The 26,921-nt window shown below is 44.8% G+C and carries 19 protein-coding genes, 1 tRNA gene and 3 rRNA genes; 1 reads left to right on the top strand and 22 read right to left on the bottom strand.

Going from position 1 to position 26,921, the window contains the following annotated elements:
* Positions 1–64: 64 nt before the first annotated feature.
* The 10 genes from sigH to ACP8HI_RS25775 all read right to left on the bottom strand — a co-directional run bounded on the left by sigH (position 65) and on the right by ACP8HI_RS25775 (position 9,014).
* Complete coding sequence (gene sigH, locus ACP8HI_RS25820; protein ID WP_438348954.1) at positions 65–709, bottom strand: RNA polymerase sporulation sigma factor SigH; 645 nt, start codon at positions 707–709, stop codon at positions 65–67.
* 160 nt (positions 710–869) lie between these two features.
* Positions 870–1,391: an NYN domain-containing protein gene (locus ACP8HI_RS25815; RefSeq protein WP_438348953.1), complete on the bottom strand. Its 522-nt coding sequence runs from the start codon at positions 1,389–1,391 to the stop codon at positions 870–872.
* A gap of 6 nt (positions 1,392–1,397) precedes the next feature.
* The gene (gene rlmB, locus ACP8HI_RS25810; RefSeq protein ID WP_438348952.1) at positions 1,398–2,144 is read right to left on the bottom strand and encodes a 23S rRNA (guanosine(2251)-2'-O)-methyltransferase RlmB; all 747 of its coding nucleotides are present in this window, start codon (positions 2,142–2,144) and stop codon (positions 1,398–1,400) included.
* 55 nt (positions 2,145–2,199) lie between these two features.
* Positions 2,200–2,637 carry a Mini-ribonuclease 3 gene (locus tag ACP8HI_RS25805; protein ID WP_438348951.1) on the bottom strand — a complete coding sequence of 146 codons (438 nt, stop codon included), beginning with the start codon at positions 2,635–2,637 and terminating at the stop codon, positions 2,200–2,202.
* Positions 2,634–4,040 carry a cysteine--tRNA ligase gene (cysS, locus tag ACP8HI_RS25800; RefSeq protein ID WP_438348950.1) on the bottom strand — a complete coding sequence of 469 codons (1,407 nt, stop codon included), beginning with the start codon at positions 4,038–4,040 and terminating at the stop codon, positions 2,634–2,636. The genes ACP8HI_RS25805 and cysS overlap by 4 nt, the downstream gene beginning before the upstream one ends.
* A gap of 26 nt (positions 4,041–4,066) precedes the next feature.
* Entirely contained in the window at positions 4,067–4,783 is a 717-nt protein-coding gene (gene cysE, locus ACP8HI_RS25795) for a serine O-acetyltransferase (protein ID WP_438351997.1), read from the bottom strand.
* A gap of 393 nt (positions 4,784–5,176) precedes the next feature.
* A complete protein-coding gene (gene gltX, locus ACP8HI_RS25790; RefSeq protein ID WP_438348949.1) occupies positions 5,177–6,640 on the bottom strand; it encodes a glutamate--tRNA ligase in 1,464 nt (487 codons plus the stop codon).
* A 42-nt stretch (positions 6,641–6,682) separates the two neighbouring features.
* The gene (ispF, locus tag ACP8HI_RS25785; RefSeq protein ID WP_438348948.1) at positions 6,683–7,171 is read right to left on the bottom strand and encodes a 2-C-methyl-D-erythritol 2,4-cyclodiphosphate synthase; all 489 of its coding nucleotides are present in this window, start codon (positions 7,169–7,171) and stop codon (positions 6,683–6,685) included.
* The gene (gene ispD, locus ACP8HI_RS25780) at positions 7,146–7,865 is read right to left on the bottom strand and encodes a 2-C-methyl-D-erythritol 4-phosphate cytidylyltransferase (protein WP_438348947.1); all 720 of its coding nucleotides are present in this window, start codon (positions 7,863–7,865) and stop codon (positions 7,146–7,148) included. Before ispD ends, ispF begins: the two co-directional genes overlap by 26 nt.
* A 60-nt stretch (positions 7,866–7,925) precedes the next feature.
* Positions 7,926–9,014: a PIN/TRAM domain-containing protein gene (locus tag ACP8HI_RS25775; protein ID WP_438348946.1), complete on the bottom strand. Its 1,089-nt coding sequence runs from the start codon at positions 9,012–9,014 to the stop codon at positions 7,926–7,928.
* Between the two features lie 219 nt (positions 9,015–9,233).
* On the opposite strand from ACP8HI_RS25775, the gene ACP8HI_RS25770 reads away from it, so the two are divergent.
* Positions 9,234–9,629 carry a DUF1573 domain-containing protein gene (locus ACP8HI_RS25770; protein ID WP_438348945.1) on the top strand — a complete coding sequence of 132 codons (396 nt, stop codon included), beginning with the start codon at positions 9,234–9,236 and terminating at the stop codon, positions 9,627–9,629.
* 216 nt (positions 9,630–9,845) lie between these two features.
* On the opposite strand, the gene pssA is transcribed toward ACP8HI_RS25770, so the two are convergent.
* The 12 genes from pssA to ligA all read right to left on the bottom strand — a co-directional run bounded on the left by pssA (position 9,846) and on the right by ligA (position 26,896).
* Positions 9,846–10,571, bottom strand: coding sequence for a CDP-diacylglycerol--serine O-phosphatidyltransferase (gene pssA / locus ACP8HI_RS25765; RefSeq protein ID WP_438348944.1), 726 nt, complete (start codon positions 10,569–10,571; stop codon positions 9,846–9,848).
* A gap of 59 nt (positions 10,572–10,630) precedes the next feature.
* Positions 10,631–11,707, bottom strand: a complete 1,077-nt coding sequence (disA, locus tag ACP8HI_RS25760) for a DNA integrity scanning diadenylate cyclase DisA (RefSeq protein ID WP_438348943.1) — start codon at positions 11,705–11,707, stop codon at positions 10,631–10,633.
* Positions 11,708–11,754: 47 nt separating this feature from the next.
* Positions 11,755–13,122 (bottom strand): DNA repair protein RadA, encoded by a 1,368-nt coding sequence (gene radA, locus ACP8HI_RS25755; protein ID WP_438348942.1) that lies wholly within the window; start codon positions 13,120–13,122, stop codon positions 11,755–11,757.
* Between the two features lie 393 nt (positions 13,123–13,515).
* A complete protein-coding gene (clpC, locus tag ACP8HI_RS25750) occupies positions 13,516–15,969 on the bottom strand; it encodes an ATP-dependent protease ATP-binding subunit ClpC (RefSeq protein WP_438348941.1) in 2,454 nt (817 codons plus the stop codon).
* A gap of 33 nt (positions 15,970–16,002) precedes the next feature.
* A complete protein-coding gene (locus ACP8HI_RS25745; RefSeq protein WP_438348940.1) occupies positions 16,003–17,076 on the bottom strand; it encodes a protein arginine kinase in 1,074 nt (357 codons plus the stop codon).
* A 27-nt stretch (positions 17,077–17,103) separates the two neighbouring features.
* Complete coding sequence (locus ACP8HI_RS25740) at positions 17,104–17,628, bottom strand: UvrB/UvrC motif-containing protein (RefSeq protein ID WP_438348939.1); 525 nt, start codon at positions 17,626–17,628, stop codon at positions 17,104–17,106.
* Positions 17,629–17,655: 27 nt separating this feature from the next.
* Positions 17,656–18,117, bottom strand: coding sequence for a CtsR family transcriptional regulator (locus ACP8HI_RS25735; protein ID WP_438351996.1), 462 nt, complete (start codon positions 18,115–18,117; stop codon positions 17,656–17,658).
* Positions 18,118–18,834: 717 nt separating this feature from the next.
* Positions 18,835–18,951 (bottom strand): 5S ribosomal RNA (gene rrf, locus ACP8HI_RS25730).
* Positions 18,952–19,130: 179 nt separating this feature from the next.
* A 23S ribosomal RNA gene (locus ACP8HI_RS25725) occupies positions 19,131–22,061 on the bottom strand.
* A gap of 277 nt (positions 22,062–22,338) precedes the next feature.
* Positions 22,339–22,414, bottom strand: a tRNA-Ala gene (locus ACP8HI_RS25720).
* Positions 22,415–22,517: 103 nt separating this feature from the next.
* Positions 22,518–24,075 (bottom strand): 16S ribosomal RNA (locus tag ACP8HI_RS25715).
* Together the 16S, 23S and 5S rRNA genes with 1 tRNA gene alongside form the textbook arrangement of a ribosomal RNA operon.
* A 793-nt stretch (positions 24,076–24,868) precedes the next feature.
* Positions 24,869–26,896 carry an NAD-dependent DNA ligase LigA gene (gene ligA / locus ACP8HI_RS25710; protein WP_438348938.1) on the bottom strand — a complete coding sequence of 676 codons (2,028 nt, stop codon included), beginning with the start codon at positions 26,894–26,896 and terminating at the stop codon, positions 24,869–24,871.
* Positions 26,897–26,921 lie beyond the last annotated feature (25 nt).

Below are 26,921 nucleotides of genomic sequence, written 5' to 3'. Positions count from 1 at the left end.
TTTGCATTCCAACATGTGATAAAAAAAAGACTCATCAGCGAGCCTTTCTAATCTGAGCGTCTGTTCAGTTATCTCTTACTTCTAAGTACTTTTCCAACTTACGTTTCACACGCTGAAGAGCATTATCTATCGACTTCACATGCCTGTCCAAATCTACCGATATTTCCTGATAGGATTGGCCATCCAAATACAACATAAGAACTTTACGTTCTAAATCACTTAGAATTTCCGACATTTTGTCTTCAAGACCCATGAACTCTTCTTTGTTAATAGCTAGTTGCTCTGGATCACATATTTGCGTCCCGGAAATAACGTCTAGCAACGTTCGGTCAGAATCTTCATCATAAATGGGCTTGTCCAACGATATATATGAATTCAATGGAATATGCTTCTGTCTAGTAGCTGTCTTAATCGCCGTAATAATTTGTCTTGTAATGCATAATTCGGCGAAGGCCTTAAACGAGGATTGCTTATCCGCTCTGAAATCCCTTATCGATTTATATAACCCAATCATTCCTTCTTGAACGATATCTTCACGATCAGCACCGATCAAGAAATAGGATCTGGCTTTAGCTCGTACAAAATTTCTATACTTGTTGATCAAGAACTCGAGTGCTTCACTCTCCCCTAAACGGAAAGCTTGGACAATGTCCTCATCACTGAGAGACACATAATCTGACACCATTAAATCCTTCAGGTCGACACTCACCAGAATCCCCCCGGTTGCAACGAAAGGTACACCGTTACTCTGTGAAATATAGCACCAGTATATATTATGTAACCTATGAACGTCAACCACAACATAACCAGTAAAGGTCATCTATAACAACATTGTAAAGACTTTGAAGTTAATAATGTACTCTTTTTAATTACTCACGTCGCCAACGTTCAAACAATATCCGCTGCTCTTTACTCAATTTGGCATCTAGTGTATTGCCCTTAGAGACATACTTATCTAATTCAATCTGTTTCTGAATTTCACGCTCACAATTCTCAACTTCAATAAGAAGTTCACGAGCGGATAGGCGAAGCGCCCCCTTAGCAAAAATAACATGCTGCTCAATTAAATCGCTAGTTGCCACATAAATCTGACGTCGCCTACGAGTCATTTCACCCACCAAACGTTCAATGGTCTCATCAGCAGTTTCTTTTTCTTTCGTGAAAAAGACTTGTATTTTACTCTGAGAGAAGGACTTCCCTAATCCCGGGACACGATAAGCATCGAAGACTGCAATGACTTGTTTTCCTGAAAATGCCTGATAATTCGCTAGTCGCTCGAGTAGACGGTCCCTCGCTTCTTGCATGTTCTTGGTTGCTAATTGGGCAAGTTCGGGCCATCCCCCAATCATGTTGTATGCATCTACAAGAAGCACATCCTGCAAGTCTGCCATATATAACTACTCTGGCTTACGACGTTGGCGCAGCACTTCATACATGACCACTCCGGCAGCTACAGATGCATTCAACGAGTTAATCTTGCCTGCCATAGGCAGTTTCACTAATACGTCGCATTTCTCTCGAATCAACCGCCCCATACCCTTGCCTTCATTACCCACAACGACCGCTAATGGACCTACGAATACATCTGTCTCATATATTTCCTGCACGGCTTCAACATCAGTACCTACTACCCAAATACCCAGTTCTTTCAACTTATCAATAGTCTGACCTAAATTGGTCACTTGAGCTACCGGCACATATTCAACAGCGCCCGCAGATGTCTTAGATACCGTTGCCGTCACTTGAGCAGAACGACGTTTGGGAATGATGACACCATGTGCTCCAGTACAGTCTGCCGTTCGTAAAATAGAACCTAAATTATGAGGATCTTCAATTTCATCAAGCAATATCAGGAAAGGTACTTCACCTTTTTGTTCAGCGATAGCTAGAATGTCATCCACTTCCGCATATTCATATGGGGCAACTTGAGCTACCACCCCTTGATGCTGAACATCTGGGACCAGTTGATCCAATTTCCGTTTGTCCACTTGTTGAATAACAACCCCACGTTTTTTAGCTTCAGCGATAATAGGAAGTATTAAATGCTTCTGTGCATTTTCAGATATCCATATCTTATTAATGCTTCTTCCCGAGCGAAGAGCTTCGGTAACAGAATGCTTTCCTGCGATCATTTCCTCTTCCATGTTGTTTATTCCTCCTTCTCTCCATCTTCATTTTTTAGAATACATTTTCAATATACTATTGCTCTATATACTGAATACTTAATAGGATTAATTCATTCATTCTTTCTATCTGTTCCGTGTAGTACAGATACCCTATCAAGGATTCGAACGCTGTAGCATGGCGGTATTCCAGTACATCCGCATTCTTAGGAACACTTCCCGACTTCGCGTTGCGTCCTTGTCTAACCACATCTCGCTCCTCTTCCGTTAAGACTGCATCAAGATGCGCTACGATTCTACTCTGCGCCTTCGCTGATACCATCTTGGTTGCCGAGGTATGAAGATGATGAGGTCGTAAATTCGGTTTAGAGATCAGATATTGACGTACAGCCACTTCATAAAGGGCATCCCCAATATAAGCTAATACAATGGGTGGGATCAGATTCGCCTTCTTTGTGGGGGGAAATGGGTATAATCCACCTTCGAATAGCTTCCGAACATCCGCCCCGCTCATTTCCGTCTCCAACGCATCCCTTGCGCCGTATCTTCTAATATAATTCCACGGGAAGCAAGTAAATCACGAATTTCATCAGCACGACCCCATTTTTTATCCTTACGAGCCTGTTCTCTCTCAACAATAAGCTTATCAATATCTTCATCGATCAGTTCAGCTTCATTCACAGCGTACAATCTCAACACTTGATTCATTTCATCAAAAACATGCAGTAAAGCATAAATATCGACAGCTTTCACAACGGAATGCTGTAATAAAGAATTGGCTTCATTCACCCATTCGAACATAGCCGTAATCGCATCAGGTGTATTGAAATCATCCTGCATTTTGGCATGATACATCTCTAGAATATCTGAAAGTCTAACCTGTAATGACTCATCAACAGCAGCCGTCATATCCACTACAACAGAAGTTAGTCGATGTTTGAGATTGTTGACAGCATTGCGAATCCGTTCTGTACTCTTCTCCGCTTGATCAATCGTCTCATTGTTGAAATTCAGTGGATTACGATATTGGCTAGATAGCATAAAGTAGCGAATGGACTCCCATTTATACTGTTTACGCAAATCCTTGACCAATATACCATTACCTAGCGACTTGGACATCTTCTCGTTATCTATATTAATATATCCATTGTGCATCCAATAATTAGCGAAAGTCTTGCCTGTTAACGCTTCAGTCTGAGCTACCTCGCATTCATGATGCGGGAATTGCAAATCTTGTCCACCCCCATGAATATCGATAGTGTCTCCTAGATATCGACGAGCCATAGCTGAACATTCAATATGCCACCCCGGTCTTCCTTCGCCCCATGGACTGGACCAAGATATTTCCCCTGGCTTAGCAGCCTTCCATAGTACGAAGTCCTCTGGATGCTCCTTACGCTCATCCACACCAACCCGAATACCGAACTGCAATTCCTCCACGTTCTGATGAGATAACTTACCGTATTCCTTAAACTTATGAGTACGATAGAATACATCCCCACCTTTCTCGTAGGCGAATCCCTTCTCCTCAAGCTCCCGAATAAACTCCAGGATCGAATCAATGTTCTCTGTGACACGTGGATTAATCGTAGCTCGAGTCAACCCGAGACCCTCTAGATCTTCATAATAAGCGCCGATAAAAGTGTCGGCTACCTCTGGCACGGTGCTACCTGTTTGTTCTGCTTTACGAATTAATTTATCATCAACATCCGTAAAGTTAACAACGTAGTTCACTTCATTACCCAGTTGTTCCAGATAGGTTCGAACGACATCAAATACAATCATCGGACGCGCATTACCGATATGAATAAAATCGTATACGGTTGGTCCGCATACATACATCTTCACTTTCCCGGGTTCCTGTGATACAAAGAGTTCCTTATTCCGAGTTAGCGTATTATACATTTTTAGTGCCATGTGTTCAAATCCTCTCGTTCTTGTTCTTATTCTTGTCCATGTAATTGGTGATTTTCCCGCTTCACATGATCCAGCTCGATACGAAGCGCTTCAATCTCCCCTTGGAGTAGACGAATAGCATCCACGACGGGATCGGGTAATTGATGACTTAGACGATCAACGCGTCTTCCATCCTTCTTAACAATTTTACCCGGGATACCTACTACGGTACTATTGGGTGGAACCTCCTTCAGAACAACAGAATTAGCTCCAATATTAGATTGGTCACCTACCGTGAATGAACCTAATACTTTGGCTCCTGATGCAATGACCACATTATTACCAATAGTAGGATGGCGTTTGCCCTTCTCCTTACCTGTCCCTCCAAGAGTCACCCCTTGATAGATCACCACGTCATCTCCAATTTCACATGTCTCCCCAATAACGACGCCCATCCCGTGATCGATAAATAATCTATTTCCGATTTTGGCACCAGGATGAATTTCAATCCCTGTCATGAATCGGCTAGCTTGCGAGATGATCCGTGCTATTGTAAACCAACGGCGTTTGTAGAAGCCATGTGCAATCCGCTGTGCCCAAATGGCGTGAAGTCCCGAATAGGTGAAGATGACCTCGAATAATCGTCTAGCCGCAGGATCGTTTTCAAATACCGCTTGGATATCTGATTTCATGTTCTTAAACATATCGTTCTCCTCTTCGACACTTTTCGGTTCTCCATATTTCGCTTCTCGTGTCCATGTTATCACTTAGAAAAATCAAAAAAAGCCCCTGCAGCATATGCTGCAGAGGCGTTGACCGCGGTTCCACTCTGCTTGAGCTGTTCATCACGTTAATCATTTACGATATTAACATGACTTGCATCTCTTCTTAGCGTCCAATAACGGATGACGACCCGGAAGGATCTAACGTTAGAGATGAACTCCTCTCCTTCGCTCGATCGATCAGCTCACAGGCGCATTTCGATTACCGACATATGGATAACTTACAGCCCTATGGGAGTATGAACTCTCCCGGTTATCCTCTCTGGAAAATGCCACAGTAACGTACTTCTCCTGATCCTAGCTATTCACATATAATCTCAAGTCTCATGATACTCCATCAAGCATACTAGCACAATATCCTTTTCACAAGTTATGTTATGAGCCTGTGATTTGTGACTTCAATCTGTTCTTCACAGTGTCTAATCCAAGCAAATAGATCGTTTGATTCAGATCACGACCATGCATCTGACCTGTCAAAGCCACCCGAATCGGCATGAATAATTGCTTACCTTTGAATCCTGTTTCTTTCTGAACTTCTTTAATAAGAACTGCCATCTTAGCTGGAGTAAACTCATCTGTTCCTTCCAGCTTAGCAAGAAAGGCTGACAACACCGTTGGCACCTGTTCTTCTGCGAGAATAACCTTCGCTTCTTCATCCAGTTCAATATCAGAACGGAAGAACATCTCAGACAATTCCACAATGTTAGAAGCCGAATTCATTTGTTCCTGGTAGAGTGCAATAAGCAACTTCGCCCATGCTTCCTGTTCCTTATTCAATTCCTCAGGTAATCGACCTGCACGTTGCAGATGCGGGATGGCTAACTCAGCAATTCGGTCTGGGTCTGCCTGTTTAATATAATGATTGTTCATAAAAGCTAATTTATTCTGATCAAACACTGCCGGGCTCTTAGACAAGCGTTCCGCATTAAAAATGGTGATCAACTCATCCTTACCAAACATCTCCTCTTCGCCCTCAGGTGACCATCCTAGCAAGGAAATAAAGTTGAACAAAGCTTCTGGCAAATATCCTAATTGATCATACTGCCCAATGAACTGAACAATCGATTCATCCCGTTTACTAAGCTTCTTATGATGTTCGTTCACAATCAAGGTCATATGCCCGAATAGCGGTGGATCCCAACCAAGAGCTTCGTAGATCATCAACTGACGTGGTGTGTTAGAGATATGATCTTCTCCACGCAATACATGCGATATCTCCATGAGATGGTCATCAATAACCACTGCAAAGTTATAGGTTGGAATTCCGTCCTTCTTCACGATAACGAAATCACCTGTGTCATGTGTGTTGAATGAAATACTTCCCTTAACGATATCCTCGAAAGTATAAGTCATATCTTCCTGTACACGAAAACGTATACTAGCTACACGACCTTCCGCTTCAAAAGCACGACATTGTTCTTCGGTTAAATCACGATGCTTACCTGAGTAACGTGGCGTTTCCCCACGAGCGCTTTGTCCTTCCCGCTCCTGTTCCAATTCCTCTTCTGTACAATAGCAACGATAGGCAACGCCCTTATCCAGCAATTCCTGCCAGTACTTTCGGTAAATACTAAGACGTTCCGTTTGACGATAGGGTCCGTATTCGCCCCCTACATCGATGCTTTCGTCCCATTCCATACCCAACCACTTCAAATATTTCAGTTGGCTCTCTTCTCCACCTTCTACATTACGTTTCAGGTCCGTATCTTCAATTCGAATAATAAACTTCCCACCTAGATGGCGAGCAAATAAATAGTTAAAAAGTGCCGTTCTTGCATTACCAATATGTAAATGTCCTGTTGGACTCGGTGCATAACGTACGCGCACTGCATTGGTCATTATTATCCCTCCACTTCGTAAATCTTACACGTTATTTATATTTCAAGATGATAGCATATTTCGGGTTAAGCATACAATAGATTGGGCAGCGATCCCCTCGCCTCTTCCCACGAAGCCCAATTGCTCCGTCGTCGTCGCTTTCACATTAACTTGGGTAACGTCAGCGTCGAGCGCCTTGGCTATAACTTCGGTTATTTGTGGAATATAAGGTGCCATCTTCGGCTTCTGAGCAATAATGGTAGAATCAATATTGCCAAGTTGATAACCTTTTTCTGTGGCAAGAGCCCATACCTCTTCTAATAACTTGAGACTGTCGGCATCCTTATAACGAGGATCCGTATCTGGGAAGTGTTTCCCAATATCCCCTAGCCCGAGCGCTCCAAGGATCGCATCTGTGACCGCATGCAGAAGCACATCAGCATCCGAATGTCCTACTAATCCTAACTCATAGGGAATCGTAACCCCACCAATAATACATGGCCTGCCCTCGACCAATTGATGCACATCAAACCCTTGCCCTACTCGTATCATAACATCTCTCTCCCTTACGTTTCTCAATAAACTCCGCATACTCTAAATCATCTGGCGTCGTTAACTTAATATTAGAATAACTCCCTTGTACGACGGCGACAGGAATGCCTATTCGTTCCACTAACATGGAGTCATCGGTCCCTACGAATCCAATACTCTGTGCCTCTTGATGGGCCTTCAGAAGATCTGAAACACGAAAAGTCTGTGGGGTCTGAATAGCCCACAGACTTTGACGATCTGGCGTCGCCACAATAATACCCGATCCATCAACTTTCTTTATTGTATCCTTCACAGGAACAGCTAATACGGAAGCACCAACGCGAAGCGCCATCTCATAACATGCCTCAATATCGGACGCTTCCACAAATGGTCTCACCCCATCGTGGATCATGATCCATTCCGTGTGGATCTCTAATAAGCCCTTATACACAGAATGTTGTCTCTCGCTTCCCCCTGAGATAACCTTGACTACTTTGTCCAAGTTATACTCCTGTACCCATGCCTCAGCACGTTCCACATCATCCTGACCCGTTACCAAGACAATCTCACCCACCAGAGGAAGCCTATTGAACACTTCTAGTGTATGAATAATAATCGGCTTATCCGTAAGCATTAAATACTGTTTACTTTCTTCAGTACCCATTCGAGAACCTTTACCCGCCGATACAATAACGATTCCCAGACTCTTGTCCATAATGATACTCCTGTCTTCATTCCCATGTACTAGGAAATAGTTATCTCCATCATACCGTTTTTACTGGGCTTTTTCCAACAGTTTCGGTTTCGCAAAGATCATTCGTCCTGCAGAGGTCTGAAGAACACTTGTCACTAACACTTCCATCAGCATACCGATATAATCACGTCCACCTTCGACAACAATCATCGTTCCATCATCAAGATAAGCTACACCTTGTCCATGTTCTTTACCATCTTTGATCACCTGAACCATAATTTCCTCACCTGGAAGAACAACAGGCTTAACCGCATTCGCAAGATCGTTGATATTCAGAACTGAAACACCTTGCAGCTCGCAGACTTTGTTTAAGTTATAATCATTCGTAACCACTTTCCCCTTCAACACCTTAGCCAGCTTCACAAGTTTACTATCCACTTCTGATATTTCTTCGAAATCCCCTTCGTAGATCAGCACCTTAATGTCTAATTCCTTTTGGATTTTGTTCAAAATATCAAGACCTCTACGGCCACGATTACGCTTAAGAAGATCCGATGAATCTGCGATATGCTGCAACTCTTCAAGAACGAACTCGGGAATAACAATCGTCCCTTCTATAAAGCCTGTCTTACAGATATCAGCAATCCGTCCATCAATAATGACACTCGTATCGAGAATTTTATGCTCTTCTAATTTTCTTTCATCGGACAGTTCCTCCCGACTCCATCTTCCTGATGTCCATAGAGTCGCCAACTCGCCTCTTTTCTCCATAGCAATTCTAAGCCCCATATAACCGCATGTAAGCGTCACTCCGACACCGAGCATCTGTCCTGCCGTTCCAAGCCATCTAAGGCTAGGATACAATAACAAGGCCAGTATGAGGCCTCCTGTTAATCCTGCCGCACCCGCCGTCAATTCATTCATGGGCATCTTCGAAAAAGAACTCACGAATGACTGTAATCTGTCACCCACCTTTTCTGCACTCACAGACCCAATCAACATAAATAAAATAGCACCTAACGCTGCGAAGGCTAAGCTACCTCCCACACTACCACTTCCACCAAATAGGGTAATCGATTCTGGGAATGATCGTCCTAGCGAATCATATACCGCATATCCAAACCAAACACCACATAGCCCAATGAATGCTAAAATAGCTTTTTTCAACATCAGTACCCACACCTCCTTCAAAATATTTACCATACATATCCTTATCCAGTATGATCCAGTTCAGGGATGGATAACCCTACCTCGCATAATAATTTATGTTCATCACTTCATAGCTTGATCACCTAGCTGTTTTGGATGATCTTAGCTTTTCTAGTTGAAAATAAGTAAACGACTGGCATATAATGAATGCAATTCATAATACTAGAGGTGATTGATAAAATGGGTTCGTTAAGTTTACAGGAATTTCAGAATCAAGTATCTGATTTACTACTCCGTCACCGCAGCCTACTTGATGTGTTGTCTAAGAATGGACAGAGCAGTGCATCATTAAATAGGGCCGTTGTCAAAGCTGTCACTGACTGTGGATGTATTGAGATTCATGCCACCCAACAAACTTTTGAACCTGAGTTAAACCTCGCATCATCGAAAGATGTTGTAGGAACTCACGTATCTGGTCAATTATGCGTAAACTGTAAAGAGTTTATCAGCACGGAATTGGGACGTAATATGTTCTATTTGTCCGCCCTTTGTAACTTACTTGATATTAATATGGATGAAGTTGTTGCAGAAGAATCGACGAAATGCTCCACCCTTGGATTATTCAATATGTCTTAATATTCATTTATACATGCTTGAAAACAAGTAGAAACGGCTTCGCTGTCCTTTCTTTAAGGACAGCACCCGTTTCAGCGGAAATATAAGGAATAGAGTATGAAGTGAAACTTATACTTTCTTATATTTTGACAAAAAAGCATTTATCTCGTTGCCTTAGAGGCATGAAATAAATGCTTTTTATTTATACATATATCGAGGCGCTTAAACCTCATTCAATTAATTATCCATATGAAGAGGATCCTCTTCCGTCGTGTCTTTGTGACGGCGTCTCAAAGCTCTATCTATACTTTTCTTCACACCATATACGGCATATGTGGCCAGTGGTATAAAGATTACCTTGGATATTTGTTCTGGATATATCACTGCAATAGCTACAGCAATAACGATGACGATTGGTGCACCTATAACTACCTTTCTAGGTAGGCCAATCTTCTTAAAGTTAGGATATCTTACCCTGCTAATCATTAAATAGGATAACAACAACATGATTATAATCATATAAGTGCCAGATATTTCCTTATGAAAAAGAGTTAATGTTGCTAGTACTCCCCCAGCTGCTGGAATCGGTAACCCGATGAAATAGCCTGTTGTTCCCCCGGTTCGAACATTAAAGCGTGCTAAACGGAATGCCCCACACATCGGGAAAATAGCTGTAGCTGTCCAAGCAATGGAATACGGCATTCCTTGCAATGTAACCATATACATCAGAATTGCAGGTGCTGCACCAAAAGAGACCATATCCGAAAGAGAATCTAACTCCTTCCCGAACTCACTTTGCGCATTCAGTGCTCTTGCGACACGACCGTCTAGACCATCTAACAGCATCGCAATAATAATCATAATCGCCGCCATGCTAAACTTATCATTCAGTGCCAACATCATCGCAATCATTCCGAGAGCCAAGTTCCCTAATGTGAACATATTCGGAATTGATTTTGTCATTAATTATTCACCTCAATATAGTTCGAATCAGCCTTGATCATTCATTGATTGTATGGCATTTATACTTGCCTGTCAATGAATACTTGCTCTTGTAAGCGGTTAAGGCCTTCCTTAATATTCTTCGCTCTAACCTCTCCAATTCCGTCCACTTCATCCAATTCTTCAATGGTTGCTGTCATGATTTGCGGCAATTGTTCGAACCGTTCCAGTAGGTTGTTGATGATCACATTGGGCAATCGAGGTATTTTGTTCAGCACTCTATACCCTCGCGGTACGACGGCTTCCTCAGATGTGACCGATGATGCTGAATATCCTAATAATCGAGCTATGTAATGCATATCCAGCAATTCATCATCGGTCGCCCGTTTAAGCCCAGCAATAATTTCACGAATTTTCTCTTCCTTGTCTACTCGGGCATAGTCCCTATATAGAAGCCAAGCCTCCACTTCCATATTACTAACCAGCTCTTCCAGTTGCATGCTGATCAGACGCCCTTCATTACCCAATTCAGTAATATATCGCTTGATTTCCATCTTAATACGAACTACTCTCTCCACTCGTTGAACCACACTGACGACTTCCGGAATCGTCACGAGCTCTTCAAACTCCGATGCAGACAGATTGGTCAGTGATTGATTCAAGACTGAGCGATACTTCTCTAATGTCTGAATGGCTTGATTCGCTTTCGTAAGAATGACACCTATCTCCTTAAGCGAATATCGTAAGTTTCCTTGGTATAACGTAATGATCGCACGACGCTGTGAGATCGAAACGACAAGCTTTCCTGTTTGTTTCGCCACACGTTCAGCGGTTCTATGCCGGATCCCTGTTTCGGATGATGAGATGGAGGAATCAGGAATCAATTGCGTGTTCGCATACAGAATTCGTTTGAGGTCCTCACTCAATATTATGGCTCCATCCATCTTCGCTAACTCGTATAAATAATTGGGCGAGAAATCACAGTTGATCGAGAATCCACCATCCACAACCTCCATGACCTCAGGACTGTATCCGACAACGATTAATCCACCTGTCTTGGCACGCAGCACGTTCTCAAGCCCATCCCTGAAGGGAGTTCCAGGTGCAACTAACCTCAGTAAATCATTCATTATATCTAATTGGTTGGCTTCCTTCATTAAGTAAATACCCCCTAATCTAACGCAATGTATCGTTCAAAGCATCTCTAATCTAAAGCAGCAGCCAATGCCTGTGCAACTGTAGTTACACCAATAAGTTCTATTCCCTTAGGATGACGCCATCCCTTCAGGCTCTTCTCGGGCAGAATAACTCTTTTGAATCCTAATTTCTCTGCTTCCTTCACACGCTGCTCTACGCGGGATACGCCCCTTACTTCACCCGTCAAGCCAACCTCACCGAAGAACACATCATAAGGTCTTGTCGGTGCATCGCGGAAACTGGATGCTATACTCACAGCAATGGCTAAATCTACCGCTGGTTCATCAAGCTTCACGCCTCCGGCGACGTTGAGATACGCATCCTGATTCTGAAGGAACATCCCCATTCTTTTCTCCAAGACGGCAATAATAAGACTCATTCTATGATGATCAACCCCAGTACACATTCGACGCGGCGATGGAAAATTGGTAGAAGTAATCAGTGCTTGCAGTTCGACCAGTACAGGTCTTGTACCTTCCATACTCGCAACAACCGTTGAGCCTGCTACTCCGAGAGGTCTCTCCGAGAGGAATAACTCCGATGGATTCTCCACTTCCTTAAGCCCACTTTCACCCATCTCAAAAATGCCAATTTCATTCGTCGATCCGAACCGGTTCTTCACCGCCCTAAGTAAGCGATACGTATGATGTCTTTCTCCTTCGAAATAAAGTACACAATCCACCATATGTTCAAGCATTCTCGGACCTGCAATCGCTCCTTCTTTAGTAACATGACCTACTAGGACGGTAGCGATACCTTGACCCTTAGAGACACGCATAAATCGTGCGGTACATTCCCGAACCTGAGATACACTTCCGGGAGCACTTGTAACCTCGGGTAAATAAACAGTCTGAATAGAATCGATCACTAGGAAATCAGGTTTAACACTCTCGATAGCTTCTTCGATGGATTCCATATTCGTCTCACATAGAACGTATAACTCTGCCGAAAGTGCACCGAGTCGATCAGCTCGTAACTTCGTCTGTTGTACGGATTCTTCACCTGAGATATACAGTACCCGAAGTCCGGACATAGATAAAGAATGCGATGTTTGGAGTAGTAGAGTTGATTTACCAATACCAGGGTCACCACCCACAAGCACAAGTGAACCCGGAACGATTCCCCCACCCAGCACTCGATTCAGTTCACCAATCCCCGTATTCACTCTTCCTTCTTTACTGCTTTCTATATTTATGATGGAGAGTGGCTTTTCTTTACTCTGAAAAAGGGATGAGTTCATGCCTTGTGTCTTAACGACACTCTCCGTCTCCTCCACCATTGAATTCCAGGCCTGACAGCCTGGACATTTCCCATACCATTTCGGGGATTCATATCCGCACTCGGTACAGTTAAACTTTATTTTAGGCTTAGCCATGGTTCTCTCCTTAATTAAATAGCACGGTAAGTCATGCTAATGATGTCGAATTCGCATAATCTGTCTATTAGAAGAAGTTCAAAAAGTCATCTTTTGAACTCGAACTATAATTAAGTTTACCACCAAGATGGAATGAACTAAAGATAAAGATGAATAGTGGGTAGGGTACATCCACTTTCATTTACTCCCTCTATTATGATTTATCGTAATAAAGGCATCAAAAGTTTACATTAATCTCAATTAAATAGGAACAAGCCCTGATAAAACAGAAACTGGCGTAGGTGGGAATGGATGGAGATGCGCTACCCATCATACTTTCTAGCGCAACGAGACAAAAAAGTAGTACCCACCATCATGAGGAGGGTACTACTTCGATATTTCATTCCGTTCAGTTTACAATGCTGCTTCTGGGGTATCCGATGGATCGTTCTTCGTTACTGTCAATCCATCCTCACCCTTATCAATAAGAAGGGAATCCCCTTTGCTAATATTACCCGTTAGTAGTTCTTCAGATAAACGATCTTCAATATGCTTTTGGATCGCCCGACGAAGTGGTCGTGCACCAAATGCTGGGTCATATCCTTCTTTAGCCAAGAATGCTTTAGCTTCATCTGTTAGGATGAAATCCACATCATGTTCCTTCAGCCGTTTACGAAGTTCTTCAGACATCAGAGTTACAATCTTCGCAATATGTTTCTCTTCCAGAGAGTGGAATACGATAATCTCATCAAGCCGGTTCAAGAATTCTGGGCGGAAAGTCTTCTTAAGCTCACCCATCACTTTGTCCTTCATGTTGGTATAATCAGCGCCTCCATTTTGCACGGCCGTGAAGCCCAACGTCGAATTACGTCTGATCGCTTCAGCACCCACATTCGAAGTCATTATAATGAGTGTGTTACGGAAGTCCACTACGCGACCTTTAGAATCGGTCAATCGACCATCTTCAAGCACCTGTAACAGGATATTAAACACATCAGGATGTGCTTTCTCGATCTCATCTAAGAGTACGACAGAATATGGCTTACGGCGTACCTTCTCTGTTAATTGTCCGCCTTCTTCATATCCTACATACCCTGGAGGTGCTCCGACTAGACGTGATGTCGAGTGTTTCTCCATATACTCAGACATATCAATCCGTACGATAGCATTCTCATCCCCGAATAATGCCTCAGCCAACGCACGCGCTAGTTCTGTCTTACCCACACCTGTTGGTCCAAGGAAAACAAATGAACCCATCGGACGCTTAGGATCTTTAAGCCCTGCGCGAGCACGACGTACCGCTTTACTTACTGCTTTGACAGCTTCTTCTTGTCCAACCAGACGTTCATGTAGAATCGACTCCATGTTCAGAAGACGCTGAGTCTCTTCTTCCTTCAGCTTGCTAACTGGAATTCCAGTCCAGCTGGCCACAATTTGAGCGATATCATCTGGTGTAACTTCAGAATCCGTGCTTCCTTGTTTTTCTTTCCACTGATTCTTCGTAACATCTAACTCTTCACGAATCTTTTGTTCGGTATCACGTAGAGCAGCAGCCTTTTCGAATTCTTGGCTTTGGACAGATGCGTCCTTTTCCTTGCGAATATCTTCAAGGCGACTTTCTAACTCTTTCAAATCAGGCGGAATCGTGTAAGAACTCAACCTCACTTTAGAACCGGCTTCATCCATTAGATCGATGGCCTTATCCGGCAAGAAACGATCAGGAATATAGCGATCCGACAATTTAACAGCCTCAACAATCGCTTCATCCGTAATCTTCACACGGTGATGCGCTTCATAACGATCACGCAAGCCGAATAGAATCTGAATAGCTTCTTCCGGTGAAGGTTCATCCACTGTAATCGGTTGGAATCGACGCTCTAAAGCTGCATCTTTTTCAATATACTTACGGTATTCATCGAGCGTTGTCGCCCCAATACACTGTAATTCACCACGGGCAAGAGATGGCTTCAAGATATTAGATGCATCAATAGCACCCTCTGCTCCACCGGCACCAATCAACGTATGCAATTCATCTATGAATAGAATGATATTACCCGCTTGACGGACTTCGTCCATAATCTTTTTAAGACGATCTTCAAATTCACCACGGTATTTAGTACCCGCTACAACGGATCCCATGTCGAGAGTCATAACCCTTTTATCACGAAGAGTCTCAGGAATTTCATTATTAATAATTTTCTGTGCAAGTCCTTCAGCAACCGCTGTCTTACCCACCCCAGGTTCGCCGATCAATACTGGGTTATTCTTGGTCCTACGACTAAGTACCTGAATAACTCTCTCAATTTCCTTACTACGACCAATGACAGGATCTAGATTACCTTCTCTAGCATATGCCGTTAAGTCACGTGCCAAGCTATCTAAAGTTGGTGTATTCACATTCGCTTGTGTTCCGCTATGGCTTGATACCGTTTCATTGCTACCCAGAAGTTGCAGTACTTGTTGACGCGCTTTATTCAGGCTAATCCCCAAATTGTTAAGTACTCGTGCAGCCACTCCTTCGCCCTCACGAATAAGACCGAGCAGAATATGTTCTGTTCCCACATAGGTATGTCCAAGCTTACGAGCTTCATCCATTGAAAGTTCAATAACTTTCTTAGCGCGGGGAGTATAGGCGATATTGGTTGGCTGCTCTTGTCCTCGACCAATCAGTGTCTCCACTTCATCTTGAATCTTCTCGAGCCCTAAACCAAGACCAACTAAAGCCTTGGCAGCAATGCCATCTCCTTCACGAATTAAACCAAGCAAAATATGCTCTGTACCTATATTATTATGGCCTAAACGAACTGCTTCCTCTTGAGCCAATGCAAGCACCTTTTGCGCACGTTCCGTAAATCTCCCGAACATCATAACTCCTACACCTCCATGAAATTTAAATTCTTCTTATTGTATATGATCCTTCGAGCCTAACTTCTCTCGAATTAATCTAGCACGATAGACGTCACGTTCCTCATTGCTGATGGCTTCCCCGAATGTCTTTTGAAGAAACCCTGCTTGGGTCATGACATTCAATTCATTCATTACTGGGGTGGATGGTCCCTTAATAATACCCAGATCCACACCAAGACGAACATCAGATAACCGCTGTGCCGCCTCTTTCGAGTCTAACATTTCTGCATATAACAAAATACCATATGATCGTTGTACGCGATCCGTCATTCGGAGCTTCGATTCATTAAGCAATCGTTCACGAGCATTCTTCTCATGTTCAATGATTTGCAATACGACACTGTGCAGATTATCAATAATTTCATTCTCTGTCTGACCCAATGTAATCTGATTCGATATTTGAAACATATTACCCACAGCTTCACTACCCTCGCCATAGATCCCGCGTACCGTTAAGCCTACTTGGGATACCGCTGACAAAATCCGATTGATCTGCTGTGTCATGACCAATGCTGGTAAATGCATCATCACCGAGGCTCTAAGTCCAGTTCCCACATTGGTCGGACAACTTGTCAGATAACCACGTATATCATCGAATGCATAATCAATATGTGCCTCAAATATATCATCAAGTGCTGTCGCCTTCTCCCAAGCATCACGCACCTGGAATCCAGGATATAAACATTGAATGCGTAAATGATCTTCTTCGTTAATCATAATACTAATGGATTCATCTTCACTAAGAATAACTGCACCATGTTCTGATTCATTAGCTAGACTTGGGCTAATGAGATGCTTCTCAACAAGGACTTTTTTGTCCAAAGGAGAAATGTCATCTAAGTAAAGCATATGGAATGTACCAAATGACTTTAATGGTTCATATTTCTCCATGTCTGTTAGAGTATCTCGCACCTCCATCGACTGCTCGCTTGTCGCAAGCAAAGGAAATGGCACATGCTGTAAGTTACGCGCTACCCGAACTCGGCTACTTATCGCTATGTCGGAATCATTTGCGTCACCGAGCATCCAGTCACTAAGCGCCTGTTCGGTAAACCGGAGATTTGGCATTTCGCATTCCTCCTTCTAAAAAGAACTTTACTCTTCTGACAATCCCTTTTCAAGCTCTCTAATCTGATCACGAAGTGCTGCAGCCTCTTCAAATTCTTCTTCGATAATTTTTTGTTGCAGCTCAGACTTCAGATCATGTAAACGTCGTTTAACTTGTATTTGAACGCCGCCCCTTATCGGTACTTTGCCCACATGAGCAGTACTCCCGTGAACTCTTTTGAATAAGGGGTCTAGACGATCGTTGAAATATTTATAACATGAACTACATCCAAAACGTCCAGCCTTGCTGAATTGTGAATACGTCATGCCACATTCTTCGCAGCGTAACGTTTGAGCGGCCTTCGAGGTACCCGATTGAATCTTCTTAGCTGTGTCAAAATCAATAAATCCTGACAATAAGCTATGAATCGAGAATCCTCCCGTTACCCCAGGAATCATCTCACCCTTCTCACGAGCGCATGATTCACACACATGAAATTCTGTTTTCTCTCCATTTACAATCTTGGTAAAATGAAGTGTGGCCGGTTTATTTTCGCATTCTTGACAAAGCACGTCGATGTACCTCCCTTTCTTCGTAGGTCATTTACCTAATAAAGAGATCAGCATCGCTTTCATCATTCTAGCACGTATCTCATCCCTGTAAGGTAGCTTGATCATGAGGCATTCCCTGGAGATCGCTGCACGCATTAAAGTAGCTTCGCGTTTGCTTAAGAAACAGGATCCCTCCAGTTGATAGATCAGCCCTTCCGCTGCCGTCTGGTCGATATCTTCACCAATCGTCTGTCTTAGATGGGTATGAAGTTCAGAGTGTTGTGGAAGATCAATTCGTTGAATCCGAATATAGCCCCCACCACCTCTCTTGCTCTCCACAAGATAGCCCTTCTCTAACGTAAAGCGAGTACTGATGACATAATTGATCTGTGATGGTACACAGACAAACTTCTCAGCCAGATCGTTGCGTTGAATTTCCACTGTTCCTTCGGGACTTTCATGCAGAATATTCTTCAGATATTGTTCAATAACATCAGAGATATTACGCATCATTCATCCTCCAGTTATCAACTTCAACTCTTTCGTGGTTACCCACTTTCCAAGATGTTGTTCTGTTACTCATCTCTTCGTTGGTTGACTTTGACTTTCTTTGACTTTATTAATATTATATCATATTCTTTGATTTTGCCAAGGGGTGTTACATATTTTTAGTGTGGACCTGTCTAAGCAAAAATATTCTTGTATGGTCGGATTATCAAGTAAAGTCGGACAAGGCCTGGTCTAGCTTGACAATCTGCTGTATAAATTAAGGCGGTTGTAAGTCAAAAAGAGGAAATTTATGATTAAGGAATGGTGGGGGATTGCTGGGTAGTTCGAGTAGATGTCAGTGCGGGAAATAGTTGCAGGAAGGTCAATTACTTTGAAGGAAAAGTATCTAGGATGAGCTTTAGTTGCAGAAAGTACAGTTAGTTTGAAGCAAAAGTAGATATAGTCAGTTTTAGTTGCAGAAAGGACAGTTAAATGTTGCGGTATGCGGATAAGTGGCGATTTTCAAGTAATTAAGTGTATGTTTTGCAACTAGATCGGTCCCTAAAGCATTTGAGCGGAATTTAGTTGTACTTTGTGCAACTGCATGGTGAGGTCTTGGTGGGTGAGTTGGCGATAAGGTGCGCTGCGTGAGGTATTGGCGGATAGAACTCCTTGGCTTATACAGCTTCAAACACAAAAGAAAAACCACCGTTGATCGAGATCAACGGTGATTCTTATGCTTGGCGACGTCCTACTCTCCCAGGACCCTGCGGTCCAAGTACCATCGGCGCTGGAGGGCTTAACGGTCGTGTTCGGGATGGGTACGTGTGGAACCCCTCCGCTATCGCCACCAAACGGGCATTTGTGTAACAAATGCATTATTCAGGTTTCAGCATAGCCATATGCTGTAAATCAAATCTTCTTAATTCAGTTACTTGAACCTCATTAAGTTAAATTGATCACCTGAAAACTAGATACGAACGAATTTGTGTTAGAAAGTATGAAGTATACACTTCAACCGTTTAAACATTTGTTAGGATAAGCCCTCGACCGATTAGTATTGGTCAGCTCCGCACATTGCTGCGCTTCCACCTCCAACCTATCTACCTCGTAGTCTTCAAGGGGTCTTACTAATTGGGAAATCTCATCTTGAGGGGGGCTTCACGCTTAGATGCTTTCAGCGCTTATCCCGTCCGCACGTAGCTACCCAGCTATGCTCCTGGCGGAACAACTGGTACACCAGAGGTGCGTCCATCCCGGTCCTCTCGTACTAAGGACAGCTCCTCTCAAATTTCCTGCGCCCACGACAGATAGGGACCGAACTGTCTCACGACGTTCTGAACCCAGCTCGCGTACCGCTTTAATGGGCGAACAGCCCAACCCTTGGGACCTACTTCAGCCCCAGGATGCGATGAGCCGACATCGAGGTGCCAAACCTCCCCGTCGATGTGGACTCTTGGGGGAGATAAGCCTGTTATCCCCAGGGTAGCTTTTATCCGTTGAGCGATGGCCCTTCCATGCGGTACCACCGGATCACTAAGCCCGACTTTCGTCCCTGCTCGACTTGTAGGTCTCGCAGTCAAGCTCCCTTCTGCCTTTGCACTCTTCGAATGATTTCCAACCATTCTGAGGGAACCTTGGGGCGCCTCCGTTACTCTTTAGGAGGCGACCGCCCCAGTCAAACTGCCCACCAGACACTGTCCCCGAACCGGTTTACGGTCCTAGGTTAGAACCTAGATACGATCAGGGTGGTATCCCAACGATGCCTCCATAGAAGCTTGCGCTCCTATTTCTCAGGCTCCCACCTATCCTGTACAGATCGTACCCAAATCCAATATCAAGCTGCAGTAAAGCTCCATGGGGTCTTTCCGTCTTGTCGCGGGTAACCTGCATCTTCACAGGTATTAAAATTTCACCGGATCTCTCGTTGAGACAGCGCCCAAATCGTTACGCCATTCGTGCGGGTCAGAATTTACCTGACAAGGAATTTCGCTACCTTAGGACCGTTATAGTTACGGCCGCCGTTTACTGGGGCTTCGGTTCATAGCTTCGGGTTACCCCTAACCACTCCCCTTAACCTTCCAGCACCGGGCAGGCGTCAGCCCGTATACTTCGCCTTACGGCTTCGCACAGACCTGTGTTTTTGCTAAACAGTCGCTTGGGCCTTTTCACTGCGGCCCCCTCGTGCTATTCACACTACCGGGGCACCCCTTCTCCCGAAGTTACGGGGTCATTTTGCCGAGTTCCTTAACGAGAGTTCTTCCGCGCGCCTTAGAATACTCTTCTCGCCTACCTGTGTCGGTTTGCGGTACGGGCACCTTCTCCTGGTTAGAGGCTTTTCTTGGCAGTGTGAGATCATGACCTTCGCTACTGTAATTTTCGCTCCCCATCACAGCCCAGCCTTATAGTGTGCGGATTTGCCTACACACAAGCCTCACTGCTTAGACGGACTATTCCATCAGTCCGCGTCACTACCCTACTGCGTCACCCCATTACTCATAACGGATTACGGTGGTACAGGAATTTCAACCTGTTGTCCATCCACTACGCCTTTCGGCCTCGCGTTAGGTCCCGACTTACCCTGAGAGGACGAGCCTTCCTCAGGAAACCTTGGGCTTTCGGCGGATCAGATTCTCACTGATCTTTTCGTTACTTATACCGGCATTCTCACTTGTATAGTGTCCAGCGCTCCTCACGGTACACCTTCAACCTCTATACAACGCTCCCCTACCCCTGATACTAATGTATCAAGCCATAGCTTCGGTGGTGTGTTTAGCCCCGTTACATTTTCGGCGCAGAGTCACTCGACCAGTGAGCTATTACGCACTCTTTCAATGATGGCTGCTTCTAAGCCAACATCCTGGTTGTCTGTGCAACTCCACATCCTTTTCCACTCAACACACACTTGGGGACCTTAGCTGATGGTCTGGGCTGTTTCCCTTTCGACAATGGATCTTAGCACTCACTGTCTGACTCCCGGATATAAGTACATGGCATTCGGAGTTTGACTGAGCTTGGTAACCCTTGCGGGCCCCGCACCCAATCAGTGCTCTACCTCCACGACTCTTCATTCCGAGGCTAGCCCTAAAGCTATTTCGGGGAGAACCAGCTATCTCCGAGTTCGATTGGAATTTCTCCGCTACCCCCACCTCATCCCCGCATTTTTCAACATGCGTGGGTTCGGGCCTCCAGTGCGTGTTACCGCACCTTCACCCTGGACAGGGGTAGATCACTCGGTTTCGGGTCTACGTCCACGTACTAAAATTCGCCCTATTCAGACTCGCTTTCGCTGCGGCTCCGCCTTCTCAGCTTAACCTTGCACGGGAACGTAACTCGCCGGTTCATTCTACAAAAGGCACGCCATCACCCATAGAACGGGCTCTGACTTTTTGTAAGCACACGGTTTCAGGTTCTATTTCACTCCCCTTCCGGGGTGCTTTTCACCTTTCCCTCACGGTACTGTTTCACTATCGGTCACTAGGGAGTATTTAGCCTTAGCAGATGGTCCTGCTGGATTCATACGGGGTTTCACGTGCCCCGCACTACTCGGGATACGTCTCGGAGAGAATATACTTTCAGCTACAGGGCTTTTACCTTCTATGCCGGGCCTTTCCAGACCTCTTCGCTTAATATATTCCTTTGTAACTCCGTGTGAGACGTCCCACAACCCCAAAGAGCAAGCTCCTTGGTTTGGGCTAATCCGCGTTCGCTCGCCGCTACTGACGGAATCACTATTGTTTTCTCTTCCTCAGGGTACTTAGATGTTTCAGTTCCCCTGGTCTGTCTCTACCTACCCTATGTATTCAGGTAAGAGTGACTGCGTATTAACACAGCCGGGTTTCCCCATTCGGACACCCCCGGATCAAAGCTTGCTTACAGCTCCCCGAGGCAGTTTCGTTGTTCGCCACGTCCTTCATCGACTCCTAGTGCCTAGGCATCCTCCGTGTGCTCTTAGTAGCTTAACCACGTTGCTCTTTTGTTGTGCTGCTCGCTCTGTTGTTCATTCATTTCTCTTATTGAGTAAACCCAACAAAGGTTGAAATGAATTTCCAAAGGATCGATCATCACACCAAATTCGCACGTACAATTTAGCTGGTATTCGATAAATCGAATACTTCGCTAGCTACTTTTACACTTTGTTTCGTTAACAAGTTAACAAAACGTACATATAAAAGAATGTTCATTCTAACTTACAAATTCGTTCGTTATCTAGTTTTCAAGGATCAAATGAATGGATTTTATTGGTGGAGCCTAGCGGGATCGAACCGCTGACCTCCTGCTTGCAAGGCAGGCGCTCTCCCAGCTGAGCTAAGGCCCCATAAATTCCATCAAAACTGAACAAATGGGATGATGTGATGTTTACGGCGACTTACGTCGACCGTTATTTGAATGTTTCCTTTACAGGAAACGATTCTCCATAGAAAGGAGGTGATCCAGCCGCACCTTCCGATACGGCTACCTTGTTACGACTTCACCCCAATCATCTACCCCACCTTCGGCGGCTGGCTCCCTTGCGGGTTACCCCACCGACTTCGGGTGTTGTAAACTCTCGTGGTGTGACGGGCGGTGTGTACAAGACCCGGGAACGTATTCACCGCGGCATGCTGATCCGCGATTACTAGCAATTCCGACTTCATGCAGGCGGGTTGCAGCCTGCAATCCGAACTGAGACCGGCTTTGTTGGGATTGGCTCCATCTCGCGATTTCGCAGCCCGTTGTACCGGCCATTGTAGTACGTGTGTAGCCCAGGTCATAAGGGGCATGATGATTTGACGTCATCCCCACCTTCCTCCGGTTTGTCACCGGCAGTCTATCTAGAGTGCCCACCATAATGTGCTGGCAACTAAATATAAGGGTTGCGCTCGTTGCGGGACTTAACCCAACATCTCACGACACGAGCTGACGACAACCATGCACCACCTGTCTCCTCTGTCCCGAAGGCCGCTACTATCTCTAGTAGATTCAGAGGGATGTCAAGACCTGGTAAGGTTCTTCGCGTTGCTTCGAATTAAACCACATACTCCACTGCTTGTGCGGGTCCCCGTCAATTCCTTTGAGTTTCAGTCTTGCGACCGTACTCCCCAGGCGGAGTGCTTAATGTGTTAACTTCGGCACCAAGGGTATCGAAACCCCTAACACCTAGCACTCATCGTTTACGGCGTGGACTACCAGGGTATCTAATCCTGTTTGCTACCCACGCTTTCGCGCCTCAGCGTCAGTTACAGCCCAGAGAGTCGCCTTCGCCACTGGTGTTCCTCCACATATCTACGCATTTCACCGCTACACGTGGAATTCCACTCTCCTCTTCTGTACTCAAGTCACCCAGTTTTCAGTGCGACCCAGGGTTGAGCCCTGGAATTAAACACCAAACTTAAATGACCGCCTGCGCGCGCTTTACGCCCAATAATTCCGGACAACGCTTGCCCCCTACGTATTACCGCGGCTGCTGGCACGTAGTTAGCCGGGGCTTTCTTCTCAGGTACCGTCACCTTGAGAGCAGTTACTCTCCCAAGTGTTCTTCCCTGGCAACAGAGCTTTACGATCCGAAAACCTTCATCACTCACGCGGCGTTGCTCCGTCAGACTTTCGTCCATTGCGGAAGATTCCCTACTGCTGCCTCCCGTAGGAGTCTGGGCCGTGTCTCAGTCCCAGTGTGGCCGTTCACCCTCTCAGGTCGGCTACGCATCGTCGCCTTGGTGAGCCATTACCTCACCAACTAGCTAATGCGCCGCAGGTCCATCTATAAGTGGCAGATTGCTCCGCCTTTCAGTATCTCTTCATGTGAAGAAATAAGTTATCCGGTATTAGCTACCGTTTCCGATAGTTATCCCAGTCTTACAGGCAGGTTACCTACGTGTTACTCACCCGTCCGCCGCTGAAACTTTAGAAGTGCAAGCACTTCTAAAATCTCCGCTCGACTTGCATGTATTAGGCACGCCGCCAGCGTTCGTCCTGAGCCAGGATCAAACTCTCCAATAGAGATTGATTTCAAATCAGCTTTGCAGTGATTTGGAACCAATCATGAAAAGAGCGATTATGCTCATTTTGAAACAAACTGACAAGAACATAAATGTTCTTTTTAAAAATTTTCACATCATCCATTTGTTCAGTTTTCAAAGAACTTATTTACGTTTGCTGTCAAACGATGTCGTTTGCGGCAGAACAATAATATATCATGTCCTCACTATCAATGTCAACTCTTTTTTATTTCTTTTTTTCTTGATTGCGAGATACTTGGTTTGTCACTTGCTTGAAGCGACAGTTGATAATATACCATGGTATTCGACAAGATGCAATCTTTTTTGCAAAGATAATTTTATAGGAACAACTCCCCTTCCTTCGCTTTATACTTGTTCCTTTCTTTTGTTCTACTCCGGGGGGTCATTTCACCTTCTGCCCTTCTTCTGCCCTCCCCCGATCACTTCAAGTGTGAGACGTTTTCGTGAGCTTATAGGCTTGTCGCGACTGTGTCGGTAAGTTAGTTTTCACATATGTGCTGCTTGGGTGGTGGTTCTGGTGGTTCTGGTGGTTCTGGTGGTTCTGGTGGTTCTGGTGGTTGCGGTGGTTGCGACCGTGGGCGTTTCTTTTAGTTTAGGATGGCATCCTCCCCGCAATAAATAAGGATAAGGTATCTTACCCTATACCTTATCCTTATTTCCTGAAAAAAAAAAGCAGCAGCCCCTTCTATATAGAGGCTACTGCATTTCCTATCTGTTTCAGCTCCAGTTAATCCCGGAGTTGTTTATCACTCTGGTTAACCTCTAGATGGTTATCACTCCGGTTTCGCATCTAATCCCAGTAACCGAATAAACTCATCTTCGTCCTCGATCACTTGGATACCAAGCTTTTGTGCCTTCGCAAGCTTACTGCCTGCTTTCTCACCAGCAATGACGAGATCTGTCTTCGCAGACACACTACCTGTTACTTTCGCACCTAATGCTTCTAAACGTTCTGCTGCCTCATCACGAGTCAGTTTGTGTAGCGTTCCTGTCAGCACAACCGTCTTCCCGCTGAAAAAGGAGTCCGTACTCACTACTCGAGCTTCTTCCGGCGCTTTCGCTTGCACACCTAATGCCAGCATCCGATCAATGCCTGCTCGCATACGTGGATCTGCAAAGAAGTTCACGATACTCTCAGCGACAATCTCACCGACATCTGGTAGAACGACTAACTCTTCGATCGTCGCTGCCATCACAAGTGATAGATCACGGTAATGCTCTGCTAACATTCGAGTGGTTGCTTTACCCGTGTTCGGAATACCTAAGCCGAAGAGGAACGACGCAAGGTCACGTTCTTTGCTATTCTCCAAAGCTTGCAGAAGGTTGTTGGCTTTCTTCTCCCCGAAACGATCCAGCGTAACTAAGTCATCAAAAGCTACCGTATACAAATCTGCCGGCTCACGCACTCCGAGCTCACTATATAGAAGTTCTGCAGTCATCACACTGAAAGTATCGATGTCCATCGCATCACGTGAAGCGAAATGTGTAATCCGTCCAATCAACTGCGGCTTGCAGTTAAGGCGATTATTGCAGAACAGATGTGCACCTTTTTGCTCCAATGGAAAATCACATGATGGACAAGTTGTAGGGAATACGATCTCCTCCCCATCCGCCTCTTCCGGTACTTTGCCGAGAATCTCAGGAATAACGTCATTGGATCTACGAATGAACACCCTCGCACCCAAGGCGTACTTCAAGTTCTTGCGTTCAATATCGCCGATATTATTCAACGTGCAGTTCTGAACCGTTACTCCAGCAAGCTCAACAGCTTCCACCCGAGCAACCGGTGTGATTTTGCCCGTACGACCTACTTCCCAAGAGACAGACTCCAGAACAGTTGTTGTCTCTTCCGCCTCGAACTTATAGGCAACAGCCCAACGAGGGAATTTATCTGTGTACCCCAGCACCTCTCTCGTACGCATATCTACGAGCTTGATGACAGCCCCATCGATTAGATAGTCTAGAGAAGAGCGACGCTCTACTATCTTCAATAACTCCTCCATCACATCATCGAAGTCTTCGAAATAGGCAATAAACGGATTGACCTTAAATTGATTATTCTGAAGAAAGCCCATCATCTCACGATGATCCTTAAATTCAACAGCATCGCTATAACCCACATTGTAGAAATAAGCATTCAATCGACGTTCCGCCGTAGCCTTCGGGTTCAAGTTACGAAGCGCCCCTGCCGCGGCATTACGCGCATTCTTCAGCGGCTCTGCAGCTTGCAGATTGTAATTACTCAGGACGGATAGATTCATAATCCCCTCGCCTTGAACTTCAATCGTGCCCTCAGTGTAAGGAATCGTTAGTGGAACGGACTTGATCGTCTTCACCTGAGCGAGAATTCCCTCACCCGTAACCCCATTACCTCTAGTTGCTGCCTGTACTAATCTCCCGTTCGTGTAGGTCAGATTAAGCGTTAACCCATCGAACTTCAATTCAACGGCATAGCACAGGTCCGGCAAAAGATCATCCGGGTTATTGTTGTTATACTCTGTCACGAGCTTGATCGCGCGATTATTCCAATTGGAAAGCTGATCCATATTCTGCGCCTTATCCAAACTCCAGAGCGGTGCCAAATGACGATGAGGGTCGAAACCCTTCAGCAATTCCGCTCCTACTCTTTGCGTTGGAGAATTGGGGAGGACGATTCCAGTATCCTTTTCAAGCTGAACCAACTGATCATATAAAGCATCATATTCTTTGTCACTTAAAAGAGGTGTATCCATCGTGTAGTAATGATAATTATGCTGGTTAATCTCGGCTACGAGCAGATCCATCGGTTGAAGCGAATCCATGACAGCGTATCTCCCCTTCAATATA

Source organism: Paenibacillus sp. FA6 (genome assembly GCF_051550225.1).
Taxonomy (GTDB): domain Bacteria; phylum Bacillota; class Bacilli; order Paenibacillales; family Paenibacillaceae; genus Paenibacillus_AQ.
Note: the sequence above shows the minus strand (reverse complement) of the source record. Positions and strands in the feature narration are given on the sequence as shown.